Below are 26272 nucleotides of genomic sequence, written 5' to 3'. Positions count from 1 at the left end.
TGTGCTTACGGTAATGACCTTAAGAATGCCGGGGAATGGCTGCAGAAAATTTGGAATAAAAAATGAAAATACTACACCTAGACACCAACCACCCTTTGATGATCGATCAATTTGCAACATTGGGGTTTCAGAACGATGAGGATTATACATCGACCAAACGAGAAATTGAAAAGAAAATATCGGTCTATGATGGTATAATCATTCGTAGCAGGTTCACCATTGACGCTTCATTTCTAGACAAGGCGGTTAACCTTAAGTTCATAGGACGCGTTGGGGCTGGTCTTGAAAATATCGATGTCGATTATGCCAAAAGAAATGGAGTGTTCTTGGCCGCGGCCCCTGAAGGCAATAGAAATGCCGTTGGAGAACATACCCTTGGAATGCTTCTTTCACTCTTCAATAAACTCAATAAGGCGGACCATGAAGTTCGAAATGGTACATGGGATCGTGAAGGCAACCGTGGAAGTGAACTCGATGGCAAAACCGTAGGCATTATTGGTTATGGCAATATGGGCAAGGCCTTTGCCAAAAAATTGAAGGGATTCGATGTTGAAACCATCTGCTATGATATCATCGGGGGCGTTGGTGATGAAAATGCGCGTCAGGTAGGGATTATGGAACTGCAGCAAAAAACCGATGTACTCAGCCTGCATGTACCCCAGACCCCAGAAACGATCGGGATGATCAATGATGGGTTTATAAACGCCTTTCAAAAACCTTTTTGGTTCATGAATACCGCCAGGGGCAAATGTGTGGTTACCGAAGATTTGGTCAAGCATTTAAAATCGGGCAAAATCCTGGGAGCCGGTTTGGATGTCCTGGAATATGAAAAATCATCCTTTGAGAACATGTTCGATGATGACAAACTTCCCGAAGCCTTCCAATATCTTATCAAAGCCACGAATGTGCTATTCACCCCCCATGTGGCCGGTTGGACCGTAGAAAGCAAAGAAAAACTGGCCCAAACCATTGTCGATAAGATTAAAAAAAGATTTTGCTAACTTTATACTGTAAGCAACCATCTAAAATCATGGAACATGCAGTCAAAAGCAGCGTCTACGGAACAATACCTCAATGAATTGCCCGATGACCGCAAAGAAGTCATTCAAAAGCTTAGAAAAACCATTCTCGACAATCTACCGAAGGGTTTCGAGGAACAAATGAGCTATGGCATGTTGGGTTATGTTGTGCCGCACAGCACTTATCCTGATGGATACCGTTGCTCTCCCGAACTTCCCTTACCATTCATTAATTTGGCCTCACAAAAGAATTTTGTTGCCTTGTATCATTCCGGGATCTATGCCAGTAAGGAATTATATGATTGGTTCGTGGGGGAATATCCCAAGTATGTAAAAACGAAGTTGGATATGGGCAAGAGCTGCATTCGGTTCAAAAAGATGGATACCATCCCCTATAAACTCATAGGTGAACTTTGCACAAAAATGAACGTGTCTGACTGGATAACCCTCTATGAGAAAAACGTAAAAAAAACATAAGCACTATGGAAAAAAGGGTGACAGGTTTAGGCGGTTTTTTCTTTAAGGCCAAAAATCCGGATAAAATAAAGACATGGTACAAAGAACACTTGGGACTTAACACCGATCCATACGGGTGTACGTTCTGGTGGAAAGACCATAAGGGCCATGACTGTTCTACCCAATGGAGCCCGATGAATGAGGACACCAACTATTTTGAGCCCAGCAAAAAACAGTTCATGATGAATTTCAGGGTCGATAATTTGGTCGAATTATTGAAAGTGCTTAAAGCGGAGGGGGTTACTGTTGTAGGGAATATCGAGGAATATGAATACGGTAAATTCGGATGGATCTTAGATCCAGAAGGCAATAAACTGGAACTCTGGGAACCCATTGACAAGGCGTTCCTTCCCTAGCAATCATACATATTTTTCAATCAAACAAAGTGCTTCGACGAGAATCAATGGATTCATAATCAGGAATGTTTGGGCATATTTCCTTGGTGAATAAATATTTGTTACATTTAACATAAGTATTAACCACCAAAAACAATCAAAAAAATGTCAGAAGAAAATAAGGATTTAGGGGATAAGGCGGAAGATGCCATGGACAAAGCCAAGGACAAAGCTAAAGATCTAGGGGGAAAAGCCAGTGAAAAATTAGATGACGCCAAAGAGGCGACTAAGGAATTTGCAGAAGACGCCAAAGAAAAAGCCAGCGAATTTGCCCATGAGGCAAAGGATACTGCCAAGGAATTCACCGATAGTGCCAAAGAGGCATTTAGCAAGGCAGGCGGAGACAATAAGAAAATGCTCGCTGGGATATTGGCTATTGTTCTAGGAGCCCTTGGAGTGCACAAGTTTATATTGGGTTACAATAAAGAAGGGATCATCATGCTTGCAGTAACCATTGTACTAGGTTTTTTCACCTGCGGCATTGGTGCTTCATTGATGGGAATCTTAGGACTTATTGAAGGCATTATATATTTGACCAAATCAGACGAAGAGTTTTATAACACCTACCAAGTGGGTCAAAAACCTTGGTTCTAAAAAAATAAAAGCCGGCTTTTATTGGTCTGGCTTTTTTTACTCATTTTATAATCGTAATATTGCAATATATAAATATATAATGGGAATCACCAAAACACAGATCTTTAACAAAAAACAGAACGAACTGGCCACCTTGTTCAAGGTACTCGCCCATCCCGCCAGGATAGCAATCCTACAGTACATCAGCCATCAAAAAGCCTGTATCTGTAATGATATTGTTGCCGAAATAGGCTTGGCACAACCCACGATTTCACAACATTTGAAGGAACTGAAAAGTATAGATTTGATTAAAGGTGAGCTAAGTGGTAAAAAGGTCTGTTATTGTATCAATCTTAAAAAATGGAAGGGTATTCAACAGGAACTGAATACCTTCTTTGATAAAACTAAATTTAATTGTTGTTAAATATTCATTATTATGCAAACGAAAAAACTCTTATCGCTCTTAAAGGAAAATCCAAATAAAAGTCTTCTTTTTGAATACAAGCACGGACATTACGTCCGTGCCAATTACCATATTACCGAAGTAAAGAACATGACGATTGACGCTGTCGATTGTGGCGCTCGTACAGACCTCTGGAAAGAGACCATCATTCAACTATGGGAAAGTCCGACTGAAAAGGGCAAAAGGGAATTCATGACCACGAACAAGGCCATTGATATTCTTAATAAGGTAGATCACATAAAGCCCATGCAAAAAGAAGCGGAGGTGAAATTCGAATATGGTAATCCCAACTTTCATACCGCGCAACTCTTTGTAAATGAATTTCTCCTGGAAGATCATCGGTTGATCATGAAGCTAGGGGTTGATAAAACCGATTGCAAGGCAAAGGATACTTGTGGTGCGCCCGTCGAGACCAACATGCAAGAAGAAGCTTGTTGTTCACCCGGAAGTGGATGCTGCTAGGCCCATAAAGAATGTAATTATGGAAATCATCTTTTATCTTGCCACCGCCTCTCTAATTCTGTTTATGATTTTGGCCACCTATGACGGGTTCTACCTGCACATATTCAAATATGGACTTTTCAATCATGAAGAAAGTTTTTTCGAGCATAAGACCCATACGATTCGCGCTATATTGTTTCCCTTCATTATTTGGTCCCTATTCATAAATGAATCGAATTTCAATCTATTTCTATTCGGCATCACCCTGGTAGTTCTCGATATGATAGTACTAGGAATAGATGCATATTCCGAAAAGGAAAGTCGTAACTTTATGGGCGGACTCCCCAAATGGGAATATATCATTCATCTTTTTTCAAATGCATTCCATTTCTCTGCGATTGTTCTCGTTCTTGCACTTAAAATTAAAGTGACCGGCAGAAGTTTAATTTTTGTCGATGAATTTGCCACTTCTTCGGCCCAAGGGTCGTTTGCATTTGTCAGCATCAATGTAATCCCCGGCGCAATAATATTGGCCCTATTACACCTAATATTGCTGTTGGAAACGCCCCGCGCCAAGTGGAATAACTTTCGCGCCAAGATAATGTGTTGTTAATATGTGTAGTGCAGCAAAAATTTTGATACAGCCATTGATATTAGAAGATTGGGAAACTGTTGCCACAATCTACGCAGAAGGCATAGCAACGGGATATGCTACTTTTGAAAAGCACATTTCCACCTATGATATTTGGGACAAGACCCATCTAAAATCCTGTAGGTTGGTTGCCGTCGACCTCAAGAAGGTACTGGGTTGGGCCGCCCTATCACCGGTTTCAGGCCGAAGCGTATACCAGGGTGTCGCCGAAGTAAGTGTGTATGTTGGCCAGGCCCATAGTGGCAATGGTGTGGGGAGCTTACTTATGAAAGAACTGATTTTACAAAGTGAGAAAAACGGGTTTTGGACCTTACAATCAAGTATTTTTCCCGAAAATGAAGGAGTATTGCCTTGCATAAAAAGACGGGGTTTCGCTATCTTGGTACACGGGAACGCGTGGGCCAATTAGACGGTATTTGGAAGAACAACCTGCTATTTGAACGTAGGAGTCAACGAGTAGGGATTTAAACGGTTCTTTAACAGACGACGGCCCATGGGAATGTTAATATCTACGTATACATGAAGAATATTTTGGTATTGTGTACAGGCAATTCCAGCAGAAGTCAAATGGCACAGGGCTATTTGGAGAAGTTACAGGATGGTTTGGCAAACATCTATAGTGCCGGGATAGAAGCCCATGGACTAAACGAGTATGCCGTAGCCATTATGGCCGAGGATGGCATCGATATTTCAGGGCACACCTCAAACCAGGTAGATGAATATATCGATTTGGATTTTGATTTTATTATTACGGTCTGTGATCATGCCAATGAAAACTGCCCCTACTTCCCTTCAAAAAATGCCAAAAGATTCCATCATAATTTCCATGATCTATCAAAATTTGAAGGGACTGCCGAAGAAAAGCGCGAGGTATTCTTAAAAGTAAGGAATGAAATCAAGGAATATTGTCAAAAATTCATACTTCGTGAATTGCACTAATCCTCCCCGTTTTGTAGATTCTCGGCGAATTTCCGCTCAAGTTCGGCCTGAAACTCTTCCATAACAGGTTTTACGGTACTTTCAGGTAAATCGGCGATTCGAATATACATCAATCCGTCTACCGAATTATTAAACAGTGGATCTACATTAAAAGCGACCACCTTGGCATTTTGCTTTATATATTTTTTAATAAGAACCGGCAATCTCAGGTTTCCTGGTTCTACCTCATTGATCATTCGGTCGAACTTGTTGAGATCAGCCTCGGTCTCATCGAAAATAAAATCCTTATCGGCATCCTTCAACTTGACCTTGAATTCCTTTTTCGGACTGATATACTGGGCCACATAAGGGTCCCAATAATTACTTTTCATAAACTCGATCATCAGCGACTTGGAAAAGTTCGAGAACTGATTGCTAATGCTTACCCCTCCAATCAGGTATTTATGCTCAGGATGCCTTAAGGTGGTGTGCACGATTCCCTTCCACAATAAAAATAAAGGCATGGGTTTTTGTTGGTATTTTTTGACGATATAGGCCCTGCCCATTTCAATGGACTGCTTCATCATCCCGAACAATTCAGGTTCAAATCGAAACAGGTCTTGAAGGTAAAACCCGTCAATACCATATTTTTTGAATATTTCAGAACCCATTCCCATGCGATAGGCCCCAACAATTTCCTTATCAGTATCATCCCAAAGGAACAAATGATGGTAATATTCATCAAACTCATCCAGATCAATGGAGTTGTTGGTGCCTTCCCCGATGGCCCTGAAAGTGACTTCGCGTTGCCTACCGATTTCCTTTAGGATAAAAGGCATATCATGGGCCTTTGCCAAAAAGACCTCGTAATTCTTACTTTGCAACAGACGGCACTCTTTCTCCCGAAGCTTTTCAATTTCGCCCTGAATAACCTCGGTACGAACAGCCGTGGCAATTTTTTTGGGTGTTTTGGGAAGTTTTAAGGACGTCGGGATTTGATCGAACAAGCGTTCTTTCTCATAGGCATTCGAAAGAATATAGGTCTTTCTGCGCAGTAGTTCTGTAAATTCCTCCAAGCTTTCCTGCTCATTTTGTGTGTCAACCGAAATGGGTTGCCCGATCCGCACCTTGATAGGCCGGTTTCTTTGCGAGTATACTTCCGATGGTAATTTGGCCGTTCTGAAAATATCGCTGATTTTGGACAATCTATAAAAGAACTTACTATTTCTTGCATGAAAATAAATAGGGACCACGGGTACCTTGGCCCGACGTATCAGTTTTAAGGCAGCTTCTTCCCAAGGCCTATCGACTATCAATCTTCCGTCTTTATAGGTTGAGACCTCCCCAGCCGGAAAAATACCCAACGGATGACCCTCGTCTAAGTGTGTCATGGCACTCTTGAAACCGGCAATACTACTTTTTGCATCCTTATGGTTTTCAAAAGGATTGACCGGCAGTATGTAAGGAACCATAGGTTCAATTCTATTGAGTAGAAAGTTTGCAACGATCTTAAAATCGGATCTATGGGACACCAATAATTTCAACAACAAAACCCCATCGATACCACCTAGGGGATGATTGGATATGGTTATATAGGCACCTTCTTTGGGAAGTCTTTTAAAGTCCTCTTCGGGCACCTCAAAATCGATTTGGTAATGTTTTAAAATGGCATCCAAAAACTCTATCCCTTCAAGATGTCTGTGCTTTGTATAAAACCGATTGATGCCTGAAATGCGGGTGATCTTCATGAGTAGCCAACCCATAAAGGTGCCCAAAAAACCATATTTATGCAGATTGATTGCCTTGGCTACCTCTTTCGCGGTCACTAAACCCATGCTCTATTTCATTTAGGAAGCATAAATATAGTAAAATCCCTATTGGAAGCCCTATTTTAACAGTCCTGAAAAATCGTGTAAATCATTATTTGACGATCAATTGTACCGTTTCATTGGCCCGTTGTTCCAATAAAATCTCCTTTCCTTTTTGTAAGGAAGTTATGGCATCGTTATTGAAATGCCGTATGGTATAAAGAGAGACCCCCTCATGGCAATCCACATTGAACCTGCCTTTTAAAAGATTCAATAATTCTTGCAGTCGTCCAAACTTGTTGTCAACACAAACCGAAAAACTAATAGCCGAGTTTTGGATCAGGTCTACTTTCATCTTATGGTCATGCAGCATTTTAAACAATTCACTAATACTATGCTCTACAATGAATGAAAAATCAAGGGAGGAAAGCCGCATCAATACTTGATCCTTTTTAACGATATAACAAGGAACTTGGGGTTCTAAGGTTGTGCCTTTGCCTACTGTGGTACCAGCCCCCTCAGGGTTAATAAATGATTTCACCAATAACGGAATTTCTTTCCTTTGCAAGGGTTGTAAGGTTTTCGGGTGAATCACTGAGGCACCATAAAATGCCAATTCTATTGCCTCTCTATACGATATTTTGTTCAACAACTGGGCATCGCTGAAATATCGGGGATCCGCATTCAGGACCCCTGGCACGTCTTTCCAAATGGTTACCGAATTGGCGTTGAGACAATAGGCGAAAATAGCCGCCGTATAATCCGATCCCTCACGCCCCAAGGTCGTAGTAAAATTGTTATCGTCACTACCCAGGAAACCTTGGGTAATATAAAACTTACTCTTATCGGTTAATTGTGATATACGCTCCTGTGTTCGTTCCCAATTGACCAGGGCATCCCTATAATTGTTATCGGTCTTGATATAGTTGCGCACATCGAGCCAGGAATTCTTTATTCCCACCTCATTCAAATAAGCGCTTAAAATAGTAGTCGACACCAATTCACCGTAACCTACGACTTGATCATATACAAAATTGTAATTCGGCGATTTATTCCATACCAAGAATCCCTGCACTTCATCAAAAAGTACCTTAACCTTACCAAAAACCGGATGCTTATCCGACTTGAACAAATCTACCAAAATGGTATTGTGGTACTCTATGACTTCCTGAACCGCAGAATTCAAGCCATTTTTATCCTCAAAATAAGAATTAACCACCTTCTCCATGGCGTTAGTGGTCTTTCCCATGGCCGAAACCACGAGTAATGTATTTTCATGACCCACTTTCTTTAAAACCTTCACCAAGTTCTGTACCCCGGTGGCATCCTTTACCGATGCCCCACCAAATTTGAATATTCTCATATCTTATCTAAATAATTCTGGATTCCATTTTCATCCAATTGTACTACATCCCAATCCCGTAATACACGGGCTCCTTTCTTTTCGTAAAACCTTATGGCGTGCTCATTCCAATCCAATACCTCCCAATTGATGCGTTTAACACCCATATTGGCCCCGTAGCGAACCACTGCGTTCAATAACGCCGTCCCCAGGCCACTGCCCCGCATGGCTTCGGAAACCACCAAATCCTCCAAATGGATGATTGGGCCTTTCCAAGTAGAATAGCGATTATAAACCAAGGCCATACCTACTATCCGGGCACCGGATTCCGCCACAAAACAATGGAACTTAGGATTGTCGTTGAAACCATCACGTACCAAATCATCAACAGTGACCTCAACCGCATCGGCTTCTTTTTCAAAACGTGCCAACTCCCTTACAAGATCAAGCACATAGGGCATGTCCTCCGCTACCGCGTCACGAATCGTATAATCCATAATTGTTACAAATAAAACACAAAGTTATAAATTTACATCGTCAAATAATTCCGAAACCGACGTAGTTTCACAAATTACCCGATATTTGTAATTAAATAACACATTTCAACCATGGTAGTAAAAAAACACAAAACGCTCGGGGAGTTCATTATTGAAAATCAATCCTCTTTCCAATATTCCTCAGGAGAACTTTCAAAACTGATCAATGCGATTCGCCTTGCGGCCAAAGTGGTCAACCACGAAGTGAACAAAGCAGGCCTGATCGATATTCTTGGAGCGGCCGGTGACACCAACATACAGGGGGAAGACCAACAGAAGTTGGATGTGCTTGCAAACGATAGATTTATACAAACCTTGAAAAATCGTGAAATTGTCTGTGGTATTGCCTCTGAGGAGGAAGACGATTTTATCAGTGTAAATAGCAATGACGAACAACATCAAAATAAATATGTTGTACTGATCGATCCCTTAGACGGCTCATCCAATATCGATGTCAACGTTTCCGTAGGAACCATATTTTCGGTCTACCGAAGGATCACCCCCGTGGGCACCCCTGTGCAGCTCGAAGATTTTCTACAACCGGGAAGAAATCAGGTAGCTGCAGGATATATTATTTACGGCACTTCAACCATGCTGGTCTATACCACCGGGGACGGTGTAAATGGATTTACCTTAAACCCCGCTATTGGCACCTTCTACCTTTCGCATCCCGACATGAAATTTCCTGATACCGGCAAGATCTATTCGGTGAATGAAGGAAATTACATTCATTTTCTACAGGGGGTTAAGGACTATATAAAGTATTGTCAAAAAGAGGAAGGGGATAGACCCTATACTTCTAGATATATAGGTTCCCTTGTATCCGATTTTCATAGGAATATGATCAAAGGAGGTATTTACATGTACCCAAAGAGTAGCATTACCCAAAACGGAAAATTACGTTTGTTATACGAGTGTAATCCCATGGCATTTATTGCGGAGCAAGCCAATGGTTTAGCCACTGGGGGACGAACAAGAATACTCGATATTCAACCGACAGAGTTGCACCAACGGGTGCCTTTCTTTTGTGGTAGTAGAAAAATGGTTGAAAAACTGCAGGAATTCCTCGACAAATATAAATAGCGTACTGTGTTTTGATTTTTGGTCTGGGTGAATCCCGTCTATTTATTTATCAAATACAAATAATCATCAAAGTCTATTCTTCCTGAAAAGATCGCAATGGATTTTCCAATGATCTTGTCCGCTTTATCGCTGGGGAAACCTAGGCCAATGGCATATTTTTTCAACAAAACCATTTCATCATCGTCAACCTCATTGTCGGCAAAAATGATCTTGAAAAGATCGAACAATCGTTCCAACCTTAGTTCAGAGTTATTTTGGGGATCAATCGGGTATTTATTCGATTTTTTCATGACCTCTTTAAATTCATTATCAGTAATATCCAATTTATTGGCAAATTTTACCAAAAGCTTCATTTCTTGGTCATTTACGTCTCCATCCACAGCCGCCAATGAAGCTATTGCAGCAAAATGGGCCAAATTTCTCCGTTTCTCACTATGATTGTATAAGTCTAAAATAGGCATGTTTCTTCGTTTGATTATGACAAATATAAATTTTTAAAAGTGATATTTTAGTCTGTAAATGATTATTTTCTCATAATCATTCAGCCTTGAAATTAAGATCATTCCATGATAAGGAACCCACTTTATAACATTGCCGAAGACTGGTTTGCCCAAGAAAATTGGAGGCCTTTTGCATTTCAAAGGCAAACTTGGAAAGCCTTTCTGCAAGGGAAACATGGGCTTCTCAATGCCCCAACGGGCAGTGGAAAAACCTATGCCCTTTGGTTCCCGATTGTGTTGGAATATATCAAAAACCATCCCGATTACAAGACGACCCATAAAAAGGGATTAAAGGCGATATGGATAACCCCATTGCGTGCTTTATCGCATGAAATAAAACAATCTGCAGAACGCGTGGCCCATGATTTGGGCACTGGTTTAACCGTAGGTATCCGCTCTGGTGATACGAGCACCAGTGAGAGGGCAAAGCAAAAAAGGAATATGCCCGATCTGCTGATCACGACTCCCGAAAGTCTACACTTGTTATTGGCTACTAAAGGCTATGCAAAAACCTTTAAGCATTGTTCGGCCATCGTCGTTGATGAATGGCACGAACTTCTGGGTACAAAGAGAGGCGTGCAGACCGAGCTTGGCCTGTCCAGACTCAAATCGATCTCAGAAAACTTGCGTATTTGGGGCATATCGGCCACAATTGGCAATTTGGACCAGGCGAGAGAGGTATTATTGGGGCCTGACTCCATAGCCTTGGAAAATTCCGTACTGATCAAAGCCCAACTCAAAAAGAAAATTACGGTCAAAAGCATCATTCCCAACACTATGGAAACGTTTCCCTGGCGTGGGCACTTGGGATTGCGACTGTTACCTAAGGCAATTCCCATCATCAAGAATAGCAGAACAACCTTATTGTTTACCAACACCCGTAGCCAGTGCGAAATATGGTTTCAGAAAATCCTTGAAAAGTATCCTGAATATGCCGGAGAGATCGCCATGCACCACGGTAGCATCAATAAGGAAACCCGACAATGGGTAGAACAGGCCATTCGCAACGAAAGTCTTAAGGCGGTCGTCTGCACTTCGAGTTTGGATCTTGGGGTCGATTTCGCCCCTGTTGAAACCGTCATCCAGATTGGGGGGACCAAGGGTATTGCAAGGTTCCTGCAACGGGCCGGTCGCAGCGGTCACAGGCCTGGGGAAGAAAGTGTAATTTATTTTTTGCCCACCCATGCCCTTGAACTGGTTGAGGCCTCCGCATTGCAACAGGCCGTTAAGCAAAATGCCGTCGAAGATCGCCTACCCTACCTGAATAGTTTTGATGTATTGCTGCAGTACCTTACCACCCTGGCCGTTTCAGATGGCTTCTATCCGGATGCAATTTATAAGGAGGTCAAACGTACGTTTTGTTACCAAGGAATTACCGAGGAACAATGGCAATGGGTATTGAATTTTTTGGTCTTGGGCAGCCAAAGTCTACAATCGTACGATGAATATAAAAAAGTGGAGGTAGACGAAGGTGGTTTGTTTAAGGTGCACAATCGGGGTATTGCCATGCGCCATCGATTTCAGATCGGCACCATTGTAGGCGATGCAAACCTTACTGTACGTTATCAAAAGGGGGGCTATATCGGCACCATCGAAGAGTACTTTATATCCAAATTGAAAGCTGGTGATGTTTTCACTTTTGCCGGTAGAAACCTGGAATTCATCCGAATACAACAAATGCAGGTCCATGTCAGGAATTCGAGCAAGAAATCGACCAAGGTCCCAGCATGGATGGGCGGTAGAATGACATTCTCTGCACAAATGTCGGAATTATTGCGAAACGAACTTTATTCCGCCTCCCTCCCCATTTCAAAACAGTCTTTGGAAATCAAATCGCTTAAGACCATATTCGACAAACAGCGGGAGGATAGTGTTGTACCCAAGCCCGATGAATTTTTGATAGAGACCTTTGAAACCCAGGATGGCCACCACCATATCTTTTATCCTTTTGAGGGGCGTGCCGTGCATGAAGCCATGGGCAGTCTCTTAAGTTACCGTATTAGTCTATTATCACCCATAACATTCTCATTGGCCTTCAATGATTACGGGTTTGAATTGCTGTCTGACCAAAAACTGGATGTACAGGAGATTCTCGATAATAACCTTTTTGCCACAGACTTTCTTTTCGATGATCTTCAAAAAAGTCTGAACTCAACGGAAATGGCAAAGCGGAAATTTCGCGATATTGCGGTCATCAGCGGGTTAGTATTTACGGGTTACCCTGAAAAAGGAGTCAAAATGAAGCATTTACAAAGCAGCTCACAGTTATTGTTCGATGTATTCAAAGAATATGAATCCGACAATCTTCTGTATCAGCAGGCCTATACCGAAACCTTTGAGCACCAATTGGAAGAAGGTCGCTTGCGCCTGGCTTTGGAACGGATTGCCCAGCAAAAATTCGTATGGAAACAATGCCAACAACCGACCCCGTTTTCTTTTCCTTTGATTACGGACAGACTACGGGAAAAATTATCGAGCGAAAAACTGGCCGATCGCATAAAACGAATGACGGCTAAACTCCTGAAAAAATAAGCGATGACCCAAAGAATACAGATACAAGGTCAAAACTTCATATTACACCCGTCGGGATCCATGTTCTGGCAAGAGAAGTCCATACTATTGATCAGTGACGTGCATTTGGGCAAAGTAAGCCACTTCAGAAAATTCGGGGCTGCGATTCCCCGGGGAGCCATTCATGGTAATTTTGAATTGTTGGATGAAGTAGTCCATTTTTTCAATCCTTTGTGTATTTATTTTTTAGGAGATCTCTTCCATTCCCATTTGAATACGGAATGGACCTATTTTGAGGCTTGGGTATCCAAAACACAGACCGAAATGATCCTTATCAATGGCAACCATGATATAATCTCACCCTTGAAATACGAAACGCTGAAAATTCAAGTGCTGGAAGAACTTATCCTTGAAACATTCTTGTTCACCCATCATCCCGAAGAACGGGATGGACTTTACAACTTTTGTGGACATATCCATCCCGCGATAAAAATCAGGGGAAGTGGGAAACAATCCCTGCGGTTCCCATGCTTTTTTAAAAAACAACATCAAATGATACTTCCTGCCTTTGGGGCGTTCACAGGATCGTATACCCTAAAACCTAAAAAACAGGACGAAGTCTTTGCCTTGGCCGAAGGGTTGGTCATAAAAATTTAACCCTTCCCTTGGGCAGCGAATGGCTTCAACCTATATTTGCACAAAATTCAACGGTTGACCCAAAATACAATCCAACAACTGTTCGCACAGTCTCCACAAACACGGAAACTGCAAGCTGCTATTGCCAATACCCAACTTCCAGACTCCGATTCAAGTAACAAAATTGCATTAAAAGGCCTGACAGGTTCTGCCCTTTCTTTTGTTATTTCGAGCGTTTTCAAGAATTCCGAACGTCCCTTTCTGCTGGTTTTCAATGATAAGGAAGAAGCGGCCTATTACCTCAACGATCTTGAGATGCTTATTGGCGAAAAAGATGTGTTGTTCTACCCTGGCAGTTACCGTAGGCCCTACCAGATAGAAGAAACCGATAATGCCAATGTGCTGCTAAGGGCAGAGGTACTGAACCGAATAAATTCAAGAAAAAAACCTGCTGTCATTGTTACCTATCCCGATGCACTGTTCGAAAAAGTGGTCACTCGGAAAGAGCTCGATAAGAACACCTTGAAAATTAAATTGGAGGATTCATTGTCTTTGGATTTTCTCAACGAGGTGCTTTTTGAATACCGATTCAAACGGGTCGATTTTGTGACCGAACCCGGTGAATTCTCGGTACGTGGGGGCATTGTGGATGTCTTTTCCTTTTCCCATGACTTACCCTATCGTATTGAGTTCTTCGGGGATGAAGTAGAGAGTATTCGAACTTTTGATGTGGAAACACAACTGTCTACAGAGAAGGTGAATAAAATAGCCATCATTCCCAATGTGGAGAATAAATTTTTGAATGAATCCCGGGAGAGTTTCTTGAAATACATTTCGCCCCAGACCCTTGTATTCACGAAAAACCTGGAATTGCTTTATGACCGGTTGGATTCGTTCTTTGGTAAAGCGCAAGAATCGTTCGCCAAATTACCCAAGGAGTTAAAACATGCCCAACCCGAGGAACTTTTCGTGAATTCACAACTGCTCAAATCGCAATTACAACACTATGGTGTTGTGGAATTGGGGGGATCTGCCAAAACTTCCAATTCCTTACCTATTGAAACGCTGGTCTTTCATACAAAACCTCAACCTTCTTTCAACAAAAAGTTCGATTTATTGATCGACAACCTCAATCAAAATAGCCAAAAAGGATATACGAATTACATCTTCTGTGCTTCAGAGCAACAGGCCAAGCGGTTTCATGACATTTTTGAGGAGGTAGACCACGATATACAATATACTACGGTGATTTTTCCCATCTTTCAGGGTTTTATCGACGACGATCTGCAATTGGTGTGCTATACGGACCATCAGATTTTTGAACGATACCATAAATTCCATTTGAAAAACGGGTATGCCAAAAAACAGGCCATTACCCTAAAGGAACTCAACAAGTTGGAGGTTGGGGATTATGTAACCCATATTGATCATGGTATTGGAAAGTTCGGTGGACTGCAGAAAATAGACGTAGAGGGTAAGAAGCAGGAAGCGATAAAACTCATGTACGGGGATCGCGACATCCTTTATGTCAGTATACATTCGCTTCATAAAATATCAAAATTCAACGGCAAGGATGGGGCGGTACCGAAAATATATAAATTGGGATCTGCCGCCTGGAAAAAATTAAAACAAAAGACAAAATCACGGGTTAAGAAAATTGCCTTTGACCTGATCCAGGTATATGCCAAACGGAGGTTGCAAAAAGGGTTTCAATACAACCCTGACAGCTATTTACAATTGGAGTTGGAAGCCTCTTTTATTTACGAGGATACCCCAGACCAAAGCAAAGCAACGGAGGATATTAAGAGAGACATGGAGAGTGAACGACCCATGGACCGTCTCGTTTGTGGGGATGTGGGTTTTGGAAAGACCGAGGTGGCCATACGTGCTGCGTTCAAGGCGGTCGACAATGGCAAACAAGTAGCCGTTTTGGTGCCAACGACGATTTTGGCCTTTCAGCATCATAGGACCTTTAACGAACGTCTAAAAGAAATGCCGATAACGGTCGATTACCTCAACAGGTTCAGAACCGCCAAAGAGAAACGCGAAACCCTTGAAAACTTGGAGAATGGGAAAGTGGATATCATCATAGGCACCCATCAACTCGTAAACAAAAATGTGAAGTTCAAAGACCTAGGTTTACTGATTGTTGATGAGGAGCAAAAATTCGGGGTATCCGTGAAGGATAAACTGAAGGCAATAAAAGAAAATGTGGATGTACTCACCTTGACGGCAACACCCATTCCACGAACGCTACAGTTTAGTTTAATGGCAGCCCGTGATCTCTCGGTCATAAACACTCCGCCTCCCAATCGGTACCCCATAGAGAGCCATGTCATCCGATTTGGGGAGGAGACCATACGCGATGCCATAACCTATGAAATACAACGTGGCGGACAGGTGTTCTTTATCCACAATCGCATTGAAAACATCAAAGAGGTGGCCGGTATGATCCAACGTCTGGTGCCTGACGCCAAAATAGGTATTGGCCATGGGCAAATGGAAGGCAAAAAACTGGAAACATTGATGCTTGCATTTATGAATGGGGAATTCGACGTGCTTATATCCACGACCATTGTCGAGAGTGGGTTGGATGTATCCAATGCCAATACCATCTTCATCAATAATGCCAATAACTTCGGACTTAGCGATCTGCACCAAATGCGTGGTCGTGTCGGACGTAGCAACAAAAAGGCATTCTGCTATTTCATAACCCCGCCCTATGATGTCATGACCAATGAAGCCCGTAAAAGAATCCAGGCCTTGGAACAATTCACAGAATTGGGAAGTGGCTTCAATATTGCCATGAAGGATTTGGAAATTCGTGGCGCCGGCGATCTGCTTGGGGGCGAACAAAGTGGCTTCATCAACGAAATAGGTTTTGATGCCTACCAAAAGATCCTGGCTGAAGCCATTGAGGAACTCAAGGGAAATGAATTTAAGGAATTGTATGATGAGGTAGAAGGGCATCATGAACCAATTTATGTGAAAGACACCCAGATCGATGCGGATTTTGAATTGCTGATACCCGACGATTACATCAACAATATTACGGAAAGATTGAATCTGTATACCGAGCTTAACTCGATCAAGGATGAGGAGGCACTACAGAAATTCGAGTCGGAATTGGTCGATCGCTTTGGGGAACTGCCCATCCAAGTCGTTGATCTATTGAATTCTGTCCGTATAAAATGGATTGCCAATAGTATTGGCCTTGAAAAAGTGGTGATGAAAAAAGGGAAAATGATCGGTTATTTTATAGCAGATCAGCAATCCGCTTTTTATCAAAGCACAACGTTCACCCAGGTGCTTCAATTTGTACAGACCCATGCAAACCTTTGCAGAATAAAGGAAAAGCAAACCCGTAATGGCCTAAGGTTATTATTGACCTTCGACAAGATCACTTCTGTCGAAAAGGCATTGAACGCCTTGGCCCCATTTAAAAATGCGAATACAAAGGAAATAGCATCAACCTAGTGCTCCTGAACAAATCCCATGAACACATAATTTTGTATCTTCCACCCTTTCTAACCCACAATTAGAAGTATGAATACTCCAACTTTAGGCTTTACACTAGCCGAAAAATTAGCTATTGTACAAACCGTAGATTCCGTCATTATAGCCGATGGCACTGTGCACAAAGGTGAATTGACCGCTTTGGGCCAATTGATGCAGCGTATCGAATTTGATAGTAATTTTATTCTTCAGGCCCGAAATATAGCCGAAGAACAAGCCAAATTGATCCTTCGTGCCATGACCTATGAAAAAAAGAAGGTTTTGGTGGCCATTTTGGATGAAATCGCTATTTCCGATGGATTTGTACACGAAAAGGAATCGGCCTTAATGACCGAGATCCATTCCTTTATTGGCTATGTGCAAGATTTGAAAGCAGCCAAATAGTTTATTGGTTTACGATTTTTCATTCCCTCTGATTTCTTCTATGAAACCAATGGGATCTACAAGAGAAGTCCCTGTTGTATGGGATAACTGTGGCACAAAATATCGTACCAACTTATCTAAAATGTTTATCTTTCAAGTTTATTAAAAGCTTTAAGATGTCAAGATTTATACTTGCGATACTGATTGCAATAAACTTTGAGATAACCCTTGCCCAAAACAATGATTCCATATATGTACGAGAGCATTATGACCTAAAGGAATATCACATACCGATGCGTGATGGAATCGAGCTTTTCACAGTGGTGTACACCCCCAAAGACACATCAAAAAAAGCCCCTATCCTTCTTAACCGCACCTGCTATAATGCTTCGAATTATACCGATTATGGCCTAAGTGGGTATCCTTCCAAATATCTGTTGCACGATGGTTATATCCTCGTTTTCCAAGATGTTCGCGGTAGGTATATGTCCGATGGCACCTTTGATAATATGCGGCCCAATATCCCGGGAAACGATCCAAAAAACAAAAACGATATTGACGAAAGTTCGGATACCTGGGATACTATTGATTGGATGATCAAGAATATAAAAGGCAACAATGGCAAGGTTGGTATGTATGGTATTTCATATCCTGGTTTTTACGCGGCGGCAGCCCTACCCGATGCACATCCGGCCCTAAAGGCATCTTCCCCACAAGCCCCTATAGCCGATTTTTTCTTTGACGATTTTCATCATCAAGGGGCCTATTTGGAAAGTTATTCAGCAGCCTTTGCGGTATTTGGATATCAAAAAGAAGGTCGCACCCGGGACCCTTGGTACATAGATAAAATCAAACGTTTTTACGATGATCCCGCTGCAGACGGCTACGACTTTTACCTTCGTATGGGGCCTTTGAAGAACCTGACTAAAAAATTTCATGATGATAACTTTTTTTGGAATCAAATTGTAGAACACCCTAATTACGATGAGTTTTGGCAAAAAAGAAATCTCTTGCCGCATTTGAAAAATAGTACACCGGCTGTAATGACCGTAGGCGGCTGGTTTGATGCAGAAGACCTTTACGGACCCTTGAATATTTACAAAACTGTGGAAGCCACTAGTCCCAAGGCCAAAAACGCCATCGTAATGGGGCCATGGGACCATGGCGGATGGGCGCGCGAACAAGGTATGACCACCCATAACCATATTTATTTTGGGGATAGTATCTCTACGTTTTACCAAAGGGAAATCGAACGAAAATTCTTTGCGTATCACCTCAAAGATGAGGGCGTAGATACTCTGCCGGAAGCTTATATGTTCGATACTGGTGTCAAAAAATGGGAAACCTTCGATGCATGGCCTCCCAAAGAGATAGCACCCGTAACCCTGTATTTTGGCGAAAATGGAATGCTGGGCATCAACAAGCCGACCGATGAAAATGCGGTTTTTGAATATACCAGTGACCCAAAAAAACCGGTACCTTACACCTCACAAACCGAAGGGCTTACCTTTACACCAAGACGTTTTATGTCAGATGACCAAAGACAGGCTTCACGCCGTCCGGATGTATTGACTTTCGAATCCGAAATACTTACCGATGATAGGGTCCTTGCCGGGGAAATCCTCGCAAAACTAAAGGTCTCGATGAGTGGCACGGATGCCGATTTTATAGTGAAGCTGATCGATGTATATCCCGATGACCATCCGAACTACGAACATAATCCTAAAAACATCATCATGGGCGGCTATCAGCAATTGGTAAGGTCAGAAGTTTTCAGGGGTAGGTTCCGCAATAGTTTTGCTAAGCCAGAGCCCTTTGTTCCTGGCGAAGTAAGCGATGTGGACTTTCGCTTACAGGATGTGTTGCACACCTTTAAAAAGGGGCATCGCATCATGATCCAGATCCATAGTACCTGGTTCCCATATATTGACCGTAATCCCCAGAAATATGTGGATAATATCTATAAGGCCGAAGAATCGGATTTTATAAAGTCGACCATTCAAGTGCATGGAGCCTCTTCGGTTCAGGTCGGTGGTGATTTGGATGCTCCTCTACTGTTGGTCAAGGAAGAAAAAATGATCAAAGATTAAATTTTATAACCAACATAATCTATGTGAATTCCTACAAATTTGTAATTTGGACTGATATTTGATTTTATCCGAAACATGAAGAAACTACTACTTATATTAACCATTTTCGTCAGTTTACAATTAACGGCCCAACACACGATTTCAGGGACATTTTCACCCGCCAAGGATTATAAATGGTTGTTAGCATATCATCTTAAACCGGGAACACAGAACTTTATAGCCGAAACCGCTGTCAAAAATGGGGTATTCAATATAAGCATTCCAGAAAATGCCCTGCCTGGGACCTATAGATTGGTGTATGCCGTACCTCAGGAGCAGTTTTATTTTGATGTCATTTATAATGGCAAGGAAGATATTACACTTGCCTTCGACGCCACAAGTGGGGTTTCATTCTTTACCTCCAAAGAAAATATACTCTTCAATACTTATTTTAAGGAAATCACGGACCTTGAACAGCGAATCACGGATTATTATACGAGCGGCAACGCCGATAAAGCTGCATTCAAGAACTTGACCGAACAAATGGAACATATTCAGGATTCTTATGAAAAGAAATCGGCGGGTACCATGGCGAACCACTTTATCAGAAGCAATACACCTTACATTCCCAAAGAAATACAATCGGTAAATGCATATGTGGAGGGTAGGAAAGCCCATTATTTCGATATGATGGAATTTGACGACCCCGTTTTACAGGCTTCCGGTTTTTTAACGGATAAATTGCTCAACTATGTCTTTACCGCCCTCCCGCTGCAGACCATGACCGATAGGGAAATGCAGGAAGCCATGAATACGAATGTGGACACGATCAACGAAAAATTGGCTGCAGTAGGTGACCCCTATAAAATGCATCTCTTTTATAGCTTATGGACACAGGCAGCCTCAAGTGGTTATAATAGTACTTCTGATTATATCTACAACAACTATCTCAAAAAACTAGCGTCGGCAACCGACAACAAAAATATAGTCGACGAAATAGAGGTACACAATAGATTGCGAATGGGAGCTGTTGCTCCTGATATCAAATGGAAAATAGATCAAAAGACCTTTGCGCTAAATAGCTTGGAAGGGGCCGAACATTATATTCTGGTATTTTGGAGCAGTACCTGTGGCCATTGTCTGAAAGAACTACCTGCCCTGCATCATAAATTAAAAGATGTAAGTACTGCAAAAGTGGTCGCCGTAGGTCTGGAGGAAGATGACGTGAATTGGAAAAGGGAATCGGCCAAACTACCCAATTTTGAACATGCCATAGCCCTGGGCAAATGGGAAAGCAAATATGCCAAAACATACAACATATTAAAAACACCCTCCTATTTTATATTGGATAAGGAAAAGCGGATCATTGCTAAACCCGAAAATGACAAAGAAGTGGTTGAATTTTTGGAACGGAAATAGAACCTTAAAGGGTTTTAAGATCCTTAATGGTCTTAAAGGCAATATCAACCTGTTCATCATTTACGATGATGGTAAATTCATTGGTGGTTGAAATGACCTCGTTTAGAACGATCCCCTCCCAAGCCAATCGTTGGAAAATAAAATAATAGATGCCGGGAACGGAAACATTCTCCGCTGGAAGCTTAACCGTAATGGAAGAAAGGTTGTTCGCCTTTTGTGTACATTTTTCTCCTTTGAACAAACTATCAACAGTCCTATCCATAATATTACTGATGACAATATTTATTTCATTTACTCCTCTTGATGACGTATAGAAAACATCCTGATTGGAATGTATCTCCTCCAAAAGTTTAGCTTGTTGGGTTAGAATAGTATCCGAAGCCAAAAACGTATAATCGGTCAACGAGGAACGTACCGTAATTTCGCCGATATTTTTTAAAACCTTGATAATTTTATGGGTGGCCCTAAACTCAAGGTCATCGGACAATCGTTTCAAGGCCATGACAATGGCCCCATTACGAATATCCTTCCCCAATTGCTCTTCAATCTCGGGTTTAACGATTCTAGAAAGTGACGTTAGGTTTATTATACCTTGCGCCAGCGCACTTTGAAGAAATGGTTTCTTTTTGATATACTGCTCAACTACGGACGATATTGTTTTCATGACGGAATAAATATTGGCAAATATAACATATTGTTACAAATAAAACAAATTGTGCCAATTTAAATCTAGAAATGATAAAATGCGCTTTCCAAATGTTCAATCTCAAATACTTTTTTGTTCTTAAGAATAGTGATGACATCAAAGCGAACCTCAACGTCCAAATCACGTTCCGTTACATAGTGATCTGCCCCAAGCACCAGTAACCCGATTTTCTTCTTGGTGATGGTCTCCGCAATATTCTCAACGAAATCGGTACTCCTTGATCGCACTTCAATGATTGCCAGAGTATTATCGATCTGGGCAATGATATCGATTTCGGCTTTGAGATACCTATAGTTCCTATACTTTATAGAATAACCCTTTTTCAATAAAAAATCGACGGCAATCTGTTCACCTTCCTTGCCAAACTCATTATGTCTTCCCATATCCTTTTCCTTTTTGTTACCAAAAACACTGCATTTCATCGAAAAAATATGACATTCATCGTATATTTCAAACATATCACCGTTATTTGGAATGCATAACAACGAAAATACTTGGATTTACATAATATCCAATTGGTTTAGCCGTTAAGAATCTGCCCCCTACGCACATGAACGTTCTTAAAGCCTAAAATTACTATGGAATACTTCGTTAATTGTAATACCTCTACATTAGCGCCGTACACAACTCCCTTGGATAAATACAGGGTAGCGCATTTGTACAGAAGACTAGGGTTTAGTGCCTCAGTCGAAACTATTGATCAAGCCGTTGGACAATCGGCCGGTGCTTTGGTAGACTCACTTGTTAACCAAGCCATTAACATGGCACCGACCCCGGCACCTACATGGGCGGATTGGAACAATAGCAATTATCCTGCTGATGACGATGCAGCCGGCCAACTACGCAGGGCTCAAATAGACGAATGGAAATTGACCTATACGAATGCCATGCTCAACAACAACTTAAGAGATCGATTAAGTTTCTTTTGGAGCAACCATTTCGTAACCCAACTATCAGTTTACAACTGTAGTTCCTTTCTATATCATTATATCAATTGCCTGCAACGCAATTCCATCGGGAATTTCAAGACCTTCGTTAGTGAGATCGGATTGACCGAGGCCATGCTCTATTATTTGGATGGCGTATATAATAATGGTAACAACCCGAATGAGAACTATGGAAGGGAATTATACGAACTTTTTGCCCTAGGTGATGGTAACGGATATACAGAAGAAGATATAATCGAAACTGCCAAGGCCCTTACAGGCTACGTTGAACGTGGGGAAATTGGCTGTGAACCGGTAACTTTCGATCCAACTAAATTCGATGCTGGGAGCAAGACCATTTTTGGGCAAACCGGCAATTGGGGTTATGATGATGTCGTTGATATCCTCTTTGAACAACGCGGTGCGCAACTGTCCGATTTTATTTGCCGTAAACTTTATGAATTTTTCGTGCACCCCGATTCTAGGGATGAATCTAACAATGCCCAGATTATTATCGACGGCATGGCTGCCACTTTCATGGCAAACGATTATGAAATTGCACCGGTCTTATCGCAACTGTTCAAAAGTCAACACTTTTTTGATGATGAGGCCATTGGGGTAATCATAAAGAGTCCGTTCGATGTTTATTTGAACTTTATAAACGAAACCAGTTTTTCTTATTCTGACACCACTATAGCAAGTATGATCAACTATAGTGATCTATTGGGACAAACATTGTTCAACCCTGTTGAGGTTGAGGGATGGCAACGCAATAGAACTTGGATAAATACCAATTTTATGATCGGTCGTTGGCTTACAATGGAAACCATTATCGATGGTCTGTACCAAGACAACCCCGACCAATTCAGGACATTTGCGACCGACGCAGTTGGTACGGCCAATAGTGGCACGAGCAATCCAGAAATTGTAGTGAGGGCCATCGTAGAAAAGATAGCCCCCAAAGGCATGTATACAAATGAAGAATTCAATAATGCAGTCTCTGCATTTACTATTTCAGAAATTCCCATGTCTTATTACAGTCCTGATTTCTATGAGGGTGGAACATCACAATGGTCTTTGAATATATATCCATCCGTTCCTTCACAAGTACACTTGTTATTGCGCCATCTATCAAGACAACCAGAATTTCAACTTAAATAAACCTACGACTATGTGCGATACCCACGATAAAACCCCATATAAAGGCCTTCAACATGACGGCCATGACCAAGAACATAAAGCCTGGAGCAGACGTTCCTTTTTACAGGCATTGGGAATAGCCGGATCTGGTTCAATGCTATTAGGATCACAAATGTTAACGGCCTCGGCCCCATCTCCATTGACTGCAGCTATCGCCGCTGCCGAAACAGATAATATCCTTATTCTAATCAGGTTGAACGGTGGTAATGACGGACTTAGTACCGTAGTTCCGATCAATCAATATGACTCCTATGCCAATGCAAGGCCCAATATCTATATTCCTGAAAGTAAGATATTAAAGCTTACCGATGATTTCGGGGTACCTTCCTATATGAAATCTTTGGAACCCATGTGGGGCGACGGACAGTTTAAGGCGGTGCACGGAGTAGGCTATGAAGGCCAGAGTCTTTCCCACTTTACCGGAACCGACATCTTTGGAAGTACCGATATCAACACTACTGGGTTCTCTGGAGAGGATACCGGTTGGATGGGTAGGCATTTTGAACATTTATATCCTGATTATCTATCTGATTTCCCTGGAAGCAGACCAACTGATGGTCCTGCTGCATTACAAGTAGGAAACTATGGTAGTCTTGTTTTTGAAGGAGAGGAAACCAACTATGCCTTTGTTACCAATAACGTTGATCAATTACAACAAATAGCGGAAACTGGTCTGCAATATTCGGTAGACGACGCCCTCTTCGATGAATGTATGTATTCCGATCAAATTAGATTTTTAAGAGGCGTATCGAATGTAACCAATGAATATGCCGGAATAATACATGATGCATATATGCGCGGCCAAAACCAAGTAGAGTACCAAGACAACGGTTTCGCCAAACAATTGGCCATTTTAGCACGATTGATCAAAGGTAATTTAGGCACCAAGGTATATATGATATCCATGGGCGGTTTTGATACCCATGGCAACCAACCATTGGCCCACGAACGTTTAATGACCAATTTATCCGTGGCCATTGACAATTTTTATGATGATATTGCCTTTACACAACAAGACGATAAGGTATTGAGTATGACTTTTTCTGAATTCGGAAGACGAATTTTTGAAAATGGCTCAAATGGTACTGACCACGGTAAGGCCGCACCTACCCTTTTCTTCGGTTCAGGGTTGAACGGTAGTGCCTTTGTAGGGGACCACCCGACTTTGGACAATCCGGATGGGCGAGGCAACTTGGAATATACGATGGACTTCAGAGATTTATATGCTACAGTATTGGCCGAATGGATGTGCGTAGATATACCCTTGGTGGAACAACATTTATTAAACCACCCTTATGCACCGGTAAACCTAGGATTCAACTGTAGTGGCATCGATTTTCCCGATATTGTATACAGTGATGGTGAACCTACATTACCTACAACGGAACCTACTCCGGAAACACCATTTGACCCTGAATTGTTGGATGCTATAGTTCATAAACCATTTTATCCTACGGATAGTACACCCCATATCTATTTGGAGATGCCTTTTAGTGCCCATGTAGATATTCAATTGTATAATATTCTAGGGCAAAATGTAGGTACGGTCTTCAACGAAATGATGTTTGAAGGGTCTACCGAGATAAATATCCGTGAACGAATGCCAAGTCATTTATCCACTGGAAAATATATTTATCGCATTAATGTACAGAACCAGAAAATGAGTAAATCAGTAATGGTTGCTTAACAACCCCCACTTCTGGAAGAGCCTCCGACAGCATCAGCAATGATAGTTCGGGGGCTCTCCTTTTTTACCGAAACCTAGGCTGCACCGAGCAAAATCTGTATTTTTGAGGCTTAATTTTGAAAGTCAATGGCAGTGAACGAAAAAAGCCCAGCAAGATATACGATTACCGCAGCGTTACCCTACACCAATGGCCCCATCCATATTGGGCATTTGGCAGGTGTGTATGTGCCCGCGGACATCTATGCAAGATACCAACGACTACAAGGCAAGGATGTCGCCTTTGTTTGTGGGAGTGATGAACATGGGGTGGCCATTTCAATGAAAGCGAAGAAAGAAGGGGTTACGCCAAAGGATGTCATCGATAAATACCACGCCATCATCAAAAAATCCTTCTTGGATTTTGGGATAACATTTGACAATTACTCAAGGACTTCCGCCGAAATACACCATAAAACCGCTTCTGATTTTTTCGTAAAATTGTACGAACAAGGCGATTTTATCGAGGAAACCACAGCACAATTATATGACGAGGAAGCCAAACAGTTTTTGGCCGATCGTTTTGTCGTGGGCACTTGTCCCAAATGCGGTCATGAAGAGGCGTATGGCGACCAATGTGAGAATTGTGGATCCACCTTGAACGCTACCGATTTGATCAACCCGAAATCAACCATTTCAGGAGCCGTCCCAACCTTAAAAGAAACCAAACACTGGTTTTTACCGCTAGATAGGTATGAGGGTTTTTTGAAAGAATGGATTCTCGATGGACATAAAAACGATTGGAAACCCAATGTGTATGGGCAATGTAAATCCTGGATAGATGACGGATTAAAACCAAGGGCCGTAACTCGGGATTTGGATTGGGGTATTCCCGTACCCGTAAAAGGTGGAGAGGGCAAAGTACTCTATGTTTGGTTCGATGCCCCAATTGGCTATATTTCCTCTACCAAGGAATGGGCCGAACGTGAAGGAAAGGATTGGGAACCCTATTGGAAA

General features: G+C 41.9%; 25 protein-coding genes. 19 read left to right on the top strand and 6 right to left on the bottom strand.

What is annotated here, in order from left to right; genetic code table 11:
* Window positions 1-62: 62 nt before the first annotated feature.
* The 9 genes from WBM98_RS05760 to WBM98_RS05720 all read left to right on the top strand — a co-directional run bounded on the left by WBM98_RS05760 (window position 63) and on the right by WBM98_RS05720 (window position 4998).
* The gene (locus WBM98_RS05760) at window positions 63-1001 is read left to right on the top strand and encodes a 2-hydroxyacid dehydrogenase (RefSeq protein WP_424365075.1); all 939 of its coding nucleotides are present in this window, start codon (window positions 63-65) and stop codon (window positions 999-1001) included.
* 36 nt (window positions 1002-1037) lie between these two features.
* The gene (locus tag WBM98_RS05755; protein WP_424365074.1) at window positions 1038-1496 is read left to right on the top strand and encodes a DUF1801 domain-containing protein; all 459 of its coding nucleotides are present in this window, start codon (window positions 1038-1040) and stop codon (window positions 1494-1496) included.
* Window positions 1497-1501: 5 nt separating this feature from the next.
* Window positions 1502-1891 carry a VOC family protein gene (locus tag WBM98_RS05750; RefSeq protein ID WP_424365073.1) on the top strand — a complete coding sequence of 130 codons (390 nt, stop codon included), beginning with the start codon at window positions 1502-1504 and terminating at the stop codon, window positions 1889-1891.
* Window positions 1892-2035: 144 nt separating this feature from the next.
* Complete coding sequence (locus WBM98_RS05745) at window positions 2036-2524, top strand: NINE protein (RefSeq protein ID WP_424365072.1); 489 nt, start codon at window positions 2036-2038, stop codon at window positions 2522-2524.
* Between the two features lie 79 nt (window positions 2525-2603).
* The gene (locus tag WBM98_RS05740; protein ID WP_424365071.1) at window positions 2604-2927 is read left to right on the top strand and encodes an ArsR/SmtB family transcription factor; all 324 of its coding nucleotides are present in this window, start codon (window positions 2604-2606) and stop codon (window positions 2925-2927) included.
* A 12-nt stretch (window positions 2928-2939) separates the two neighbouring features.
* On the top strand, window positions 2940-3428 hold the full coding sequence (locus tag WBM98_RS05735; protein WP_424365070.1) for a DUF6428 family protein: 489 nt from the start codon (window positions 2940-2942) through the stop codon (window positions 3426-3428).
* 19 nt (window positions 3429-3447) lie between these two features.
* Window positions 3448-4020, top strand: coding sequence for a hypothetical protein (locus WBM98_RS05730; protein WP_424365069.1), 573 nt, complete (start codon window positions 3448-3450; stop codon window positions 4018-4020).
* Between the two features lie 34 nt (window positions 4021-4054).
* Window positions 4055-4468, top strand: a complete 414-nt coding sequence (locus WBM98_RS05725; RefSeq protein ID WP_424365068.1) for an N-acetyltransferase family protein — start codon at window positions 4055-4057, stop codon at window positions 4466-4468.
* 110 nt (window positions 4469-4578) lie between these two features.
* A complete protein-coding gene (locus tag WBM98_RS05720; RefSeq protein ID WP_424365067.1) occupies window positions 4579-4998 on the top strand; it encodes an arsenate reductase ArsC in 420 nt (139 codons plus the stop codon).
* On the opposite strand, the gene WBM98_RS05715 is transcribed toward WBM98_RS05720, so the two are convergent.
* The 3 genes from WBM98_RS05715 to WBM98_RS05705 all read right to left on the bottom strand — a co-directional run bounded on the left by WBM98_RS05715 (window position 4995) and on the right by WBM98_RS05705 (window position 8624).
* Window positions 4995-6812 (bottom strand): GNAT family N-acyltransferase, encoded by a 1818-nt coding sequence (locus tag WBM98_RS05715; protein ID WP_424365066.1) that lies wholly within the window; start codon window positions 6810-6812, stop codon window positions 4995-4997. The two genes, WBM98_RS05720 and WBM98_RS05715, sit on opposite strands and share 4 nt — an antisense overlap.
* 85 nt (window positions 6813-6897) lie before the next feature.
* Complete coding sequence (locus tag WBM98_RS05710) at window positions 6898-8148, bottom strand: aspartate kinase (protein WP_424365065.1); 1251 nt, start codon at window positions 8146-8148, stop codon at window positions 6898-6900.
* Window positions 8145-8624, bottom strand: coding sequence for an N-acetyltransferase family protein (locus WBM98_RS05705; protein WP_424365064.1), 480 nt, complete (start codon window positions 8622-8624; stop codon window positions 8145-8147). The genes WBM98_RS05710 and WBM98_RS05705 overlap by 4 nt, the downstream gene beginning before the upstream one ends.
* Window positions 8625-8735: 111 nt before the next feature.
* On the opposite strand from WBM98_RS05705, the gene fbp reads away from it, so the two are divergent.
* Window positions 8736-9746 carry a class 1 fructose-bisphosphatase gene (fbp, locus tag WBM98_RS05700; protein ID WP_424365063.1) on the top strand — a complete coding sequence of 337 codons (1011 nt, stop codon included), beginning with the start codon at window positions 8736-8738 and terminating at the stop codon, window positions 9744-9746.
* 38 nt (window positions 9747-9784) lie between these two features.
* Here fbp and WBM98_RS05695 read toward each other — a convergent pair whose 3' ends face one another.
* Window positions 9785-10207: a TerB family tellurite resistance protein gene (locus tag WBM98_RS05695; protein ID WP_424365062.1), complete on the bottom strand. Its 423-nt coding sequence runs from the start codon at window positions 10205-10207 to the stop codon at window positions 9785-9787.
* A gap of 105 nt (window positions 10208-10312) precedes the next feature.
* On the opposite strand from WBM98_RS05695, the gene WBM98_RS05690 reads away from it, so the two are divergent.
* The 6 genes from WBM98_RS05690 (at window position 10313) to WBM98_RS05665 (ending at window position 20760) form a co-directional block, all read left to right on the top strand.
* Complete coding sequence (locus WBM98_RS05690) at window positions 10313-12778, top strand: ligase-associated DNA damage response DEXH box helicase (protein WP_424365061.1); 2466 nt, start codon at window positions 10313-10315, stop codon at window positions 12776-12778.
* A 3-nt stretch (window positions 12779-12781) separates the two neighbouring features.
* The gene (gene pdeM, locus WBM98_RS05685; protein ID WP_424365060.1) at window positions 12782-13414 is read left to right on the top strand and encodes a ligase-associated DNA damage response endonuclease PdeM; all 633 of its coding nucleotides are present in this window, start codon (window positions 12782-12784) and stop codon (window positions 13412-13414) included.
* Window positions 13415-13468: 54 nt separating this feature from the next.
* Complete coding sequence (mfd, locus tag WBM98_RS05680; RefSeq protein ID WP_424365059.1) at window positions 13469-16870, top strand: transcription-repair coupling factor; 3402 nt, start codon at window positions 13469-13471, stop codon at window positions 16868-16870.
* 69 nt (window positions 16871-16939) lie between these two features.
* Window positions 16940-17293: a TerB family tellurite resistance protein gene (locus tag WBM98_RS05675; protein ID WP_424365058.1), complete on the top strand. Its 354-nt coding sequence runs from the start codon at window positions 16940-16942 to the stop codon at window positions 17291-17293.
* Window positions 17294-17448: 155 nt separating this feature from the next.
* Window positions 17449-19362, top strand: coding sequence for a CocE/NonD family hydrolase (locus WBM98_RS05670; RefSeq protein WP_424365057.1), 1914 nt, complete (start codon window positions 17449-17451; stop codon window positions 19360-19362).
* A 75-nt stretch (window positions 19363-19437) separates the two neighbouring features.
* Window positions 19438-20760: a TlpA family protein disulfide reductase gene (locus WBM98_RS05665; RefSeq protein WP_424365056.1), complete on the top strand. Its 1323-nt coding sequence runs from the start codon at window positions 19438-19440 to the stop codon at window positions 20758-20760.
* A 4-nt stretch (window positions 20761-20764) separates the two neighbouring features.
* Here WBM98_RS05665 and WBM98_RS05660 read toward each other — a convergent pair whose 3' ends face one another.
* Window positions 20765-21424, bottom strand: coding sequence for an aspartate kinase (locus tag WBM98_RS05660; RefSeq protein ID WP_424365055.1), 660 nt, complete (start codon window positions 21422-21424; stop codon window positions 20765-20767).
* Window positions 21425-21489: 65 nt separating this feature from the next.
* The gene (locus WBM98_RS05655; RefSeq protein ID WP_424365076.1) at window positions 21490-21849 is read right to left on the bottom strand and encodes a YraN family protein; all 360 of its coding nucleotides are present in this window, start codon (window positions 21847-21849) and stop codon (window positions 21490-21492) included.
* Window positions 21850-22044: 195 nt separating this feature from the next.
* On the opposite strand from WBM98_RS05655, the gene WBM98_RS05650 reads away from it, so the two are divergent.
* The 3 genes from WBM98_RS05650 to WBM98_RS05640 form a co-directional block, all read left to right on the top strand.
* Complete coding sequence (locus WBM98_RS05650) at window positions 22045-23553, top strand: DUF1800 domain-containing protein (RefSeq protein ID WP_424365054.1); 1509 nt, start codon at window positions 22045-22047, stop codon at window positions 23551-23553.
* A 10-nt stretch (window positions 23554-23563) separates the two neighbouring features.
* Complete coding sequence (locus tag WBM98_RS05645) at window positions 23564-25279, top strand: DUF1501 domain-containing protein (protein WP_424365053.1); 1716 nt, start codon at window positions 23564-23566, stop codon at window positions 25277-25279.
* A 126-nt stretch (window positions 25280-25405) separates the two neighbouring features.
* Window positions 25406-26272 (top strand): class I tRNA ligase family protein (locus WBM98_RS05640; protein WP_424365052.1); only part of this gene is annotated, 867 nt, incomplete at its 3' end.

Origin of the sequence: Maribacter sp., from assembly GCF_049667165.1 — a bacterium.
In the GTDB taxonomy this organism is placed as follows: Bacteria; Bacteroidota; Bacteroidia; order Flavobacteriales; family Flavobacteriaceae; genus Maribacter_A.
The sequence above is the reverse complement of the archived record's forward strand: the minus strand, read 5'-3'. Positions and strand labels throughout refer to the sequence as shown.

Bases quoted from the DNA above. Each gene is read 5' to 3' on its own strand.
- WBM98_RS05760 (WP_424365075.1), top strand. From the start codon at position 63: ATGAAAATACTACACCTAGACACCAACCACCCTTTGATGATCGATCAA.
- WBM98_RS05755 (WP_424365074.1), top strand. From the start codon at position 1,038: ATGCAGTCAAAAGCAGCGTCTACGGAACAATACCTCAATGAATTGCCC.
- WBM98_RS05750 (WP_424365073.1), top strand. From the start codon at position 1,502: ATGGAAAAAAGGGTGACAGGTTTAGGCGGTTTTTTCTTTAAGGCCAAA.
- WBM98_RS05745 (WP_424365072.1), top strand. From the start codon at position 2,036: ATGTCAGAAGAAAATAAGGATTTAGGGGATAAGGCGGAAGATGCCATG.
- WBM98_RS05740 (WP_424365071.1), top strand. From the start codon at position 2,604: ATGGGAATCACCAAAACACAGATCTTTAACAAAAAACAGAACGAACTG.
- WBM98_RS05735 (WP_424365070.1), top strand. From the start codon at position 2,940: ATGCAAACGAAAAAACTCTTATCGCTCTTAAAGGAAAATCCAAATAAA.
- WBM98_RS05730 (WP_424365069.1), top strand. From the start codon at position 3,448: ATGGAAATCATCTTTTATCTTGCCACCGCCTCTCTAATTCTGTTTATG.
- WBM98_RS05720 (WP_424365067.1), top strand. From the start codon at position 4,579: ATGAAGAATATTTTGGTATTGTGTACAGGCAATTCCAGCAGAAGTCAA.
- WBM98_RS05715 (WP_424365066.1), bottom strand. From the start codon at position 6,812: ATGGGTTTAGTGACCGCGAAAGAGGTAGCCAAGGCAATCAATCTGCAT.
- WBM98_RS05710 (WP_424365065.1), bottom strand. From the start codon at position 8,148: ATGAGAATATTCAAATTTGGTGGGGCATCGGTAAAGGATGCCACCGGG.
- WBM98_RS05705 (WP_424365064.1), bottom strand. From the start codon at position 8,624: ATGGATTATACGATTCGTGACGCGGTAGCGGAGGACATGCCCTATGTG.
- fbp (WP_424365063.1), top strand. From the start codon at position 8,736: ATGGTAGTAAAAAAACACAAAACGCTCGGGGAGTTCATTATTGAAAAT.
- WBM98_RS05695 (WP_424365062.1), bottom strand. From the start codon at position 10,207: ATGCCTATTTTAGACTTATACAATCATAGTGAGAAACGGAGAAATTTG.
- WBM98_RS05690 (WP_424365061.1), top strand. From the start codon at position 10,313: ATGATAAGGAACCCACTTTATAACATTGCCGAAGACTGGTTTGCCCAA.
- pdeM (WP_424365060.1), top strand. From the start codon at position 12,782: ATGACCCAAAGAATACAGATACAAGGTCAAAACTTCATATTACACCCG.
- WBM98_RS05675 (WP_424365058.1), top strand. From the start codon at position 16,940: ATGAATACTCCAACTTTAGGCTTTACACTAGCCGAAAAATTAGCTATT.
- WBM98_RS05670 (WP_424365057.1), top strand. From the start codon at position 17,449: ATGTCAAGATTTATACTTGCGATACTGATTGCAATAAACTTTGAGATA.
- WBM98_RS05665 (WP_424365056.1), top strand. From the start codon at position 19,438: ATGAAGAAACTACTACTTATATTAACCATTTTCGTCAGTTTACAATTA.
- WBM98_RS05660 (WP_424365055.1), bottom strand. From the start codon at position 21,424: ATGAAAACAATATCGTCCGTAGTTGAGCAGTATATCAAAAAGAAACCA.
- WBM98_RS05655 (WP_424365076.1), bottom strand. From the start codon at position 21,849: ATGGGAAGACATAATGAGTTTGGCAAGGAAGGTGAACAGATTGCCGTC.
- WBM98_RS05650 (WP_424365054.1), top strand. From the start codon at position 22,045: ATGGAATACTTCGTTAATTGTAATACCTCTACATTAGCGCCGTACACA.
- WBM98_RS05645 (WP_424365053.1), top strand. From the start codon at position 23,564: ATGTGCGATACCCACGATAAAACCCCATATAAAGGCCTTCAACATGAC.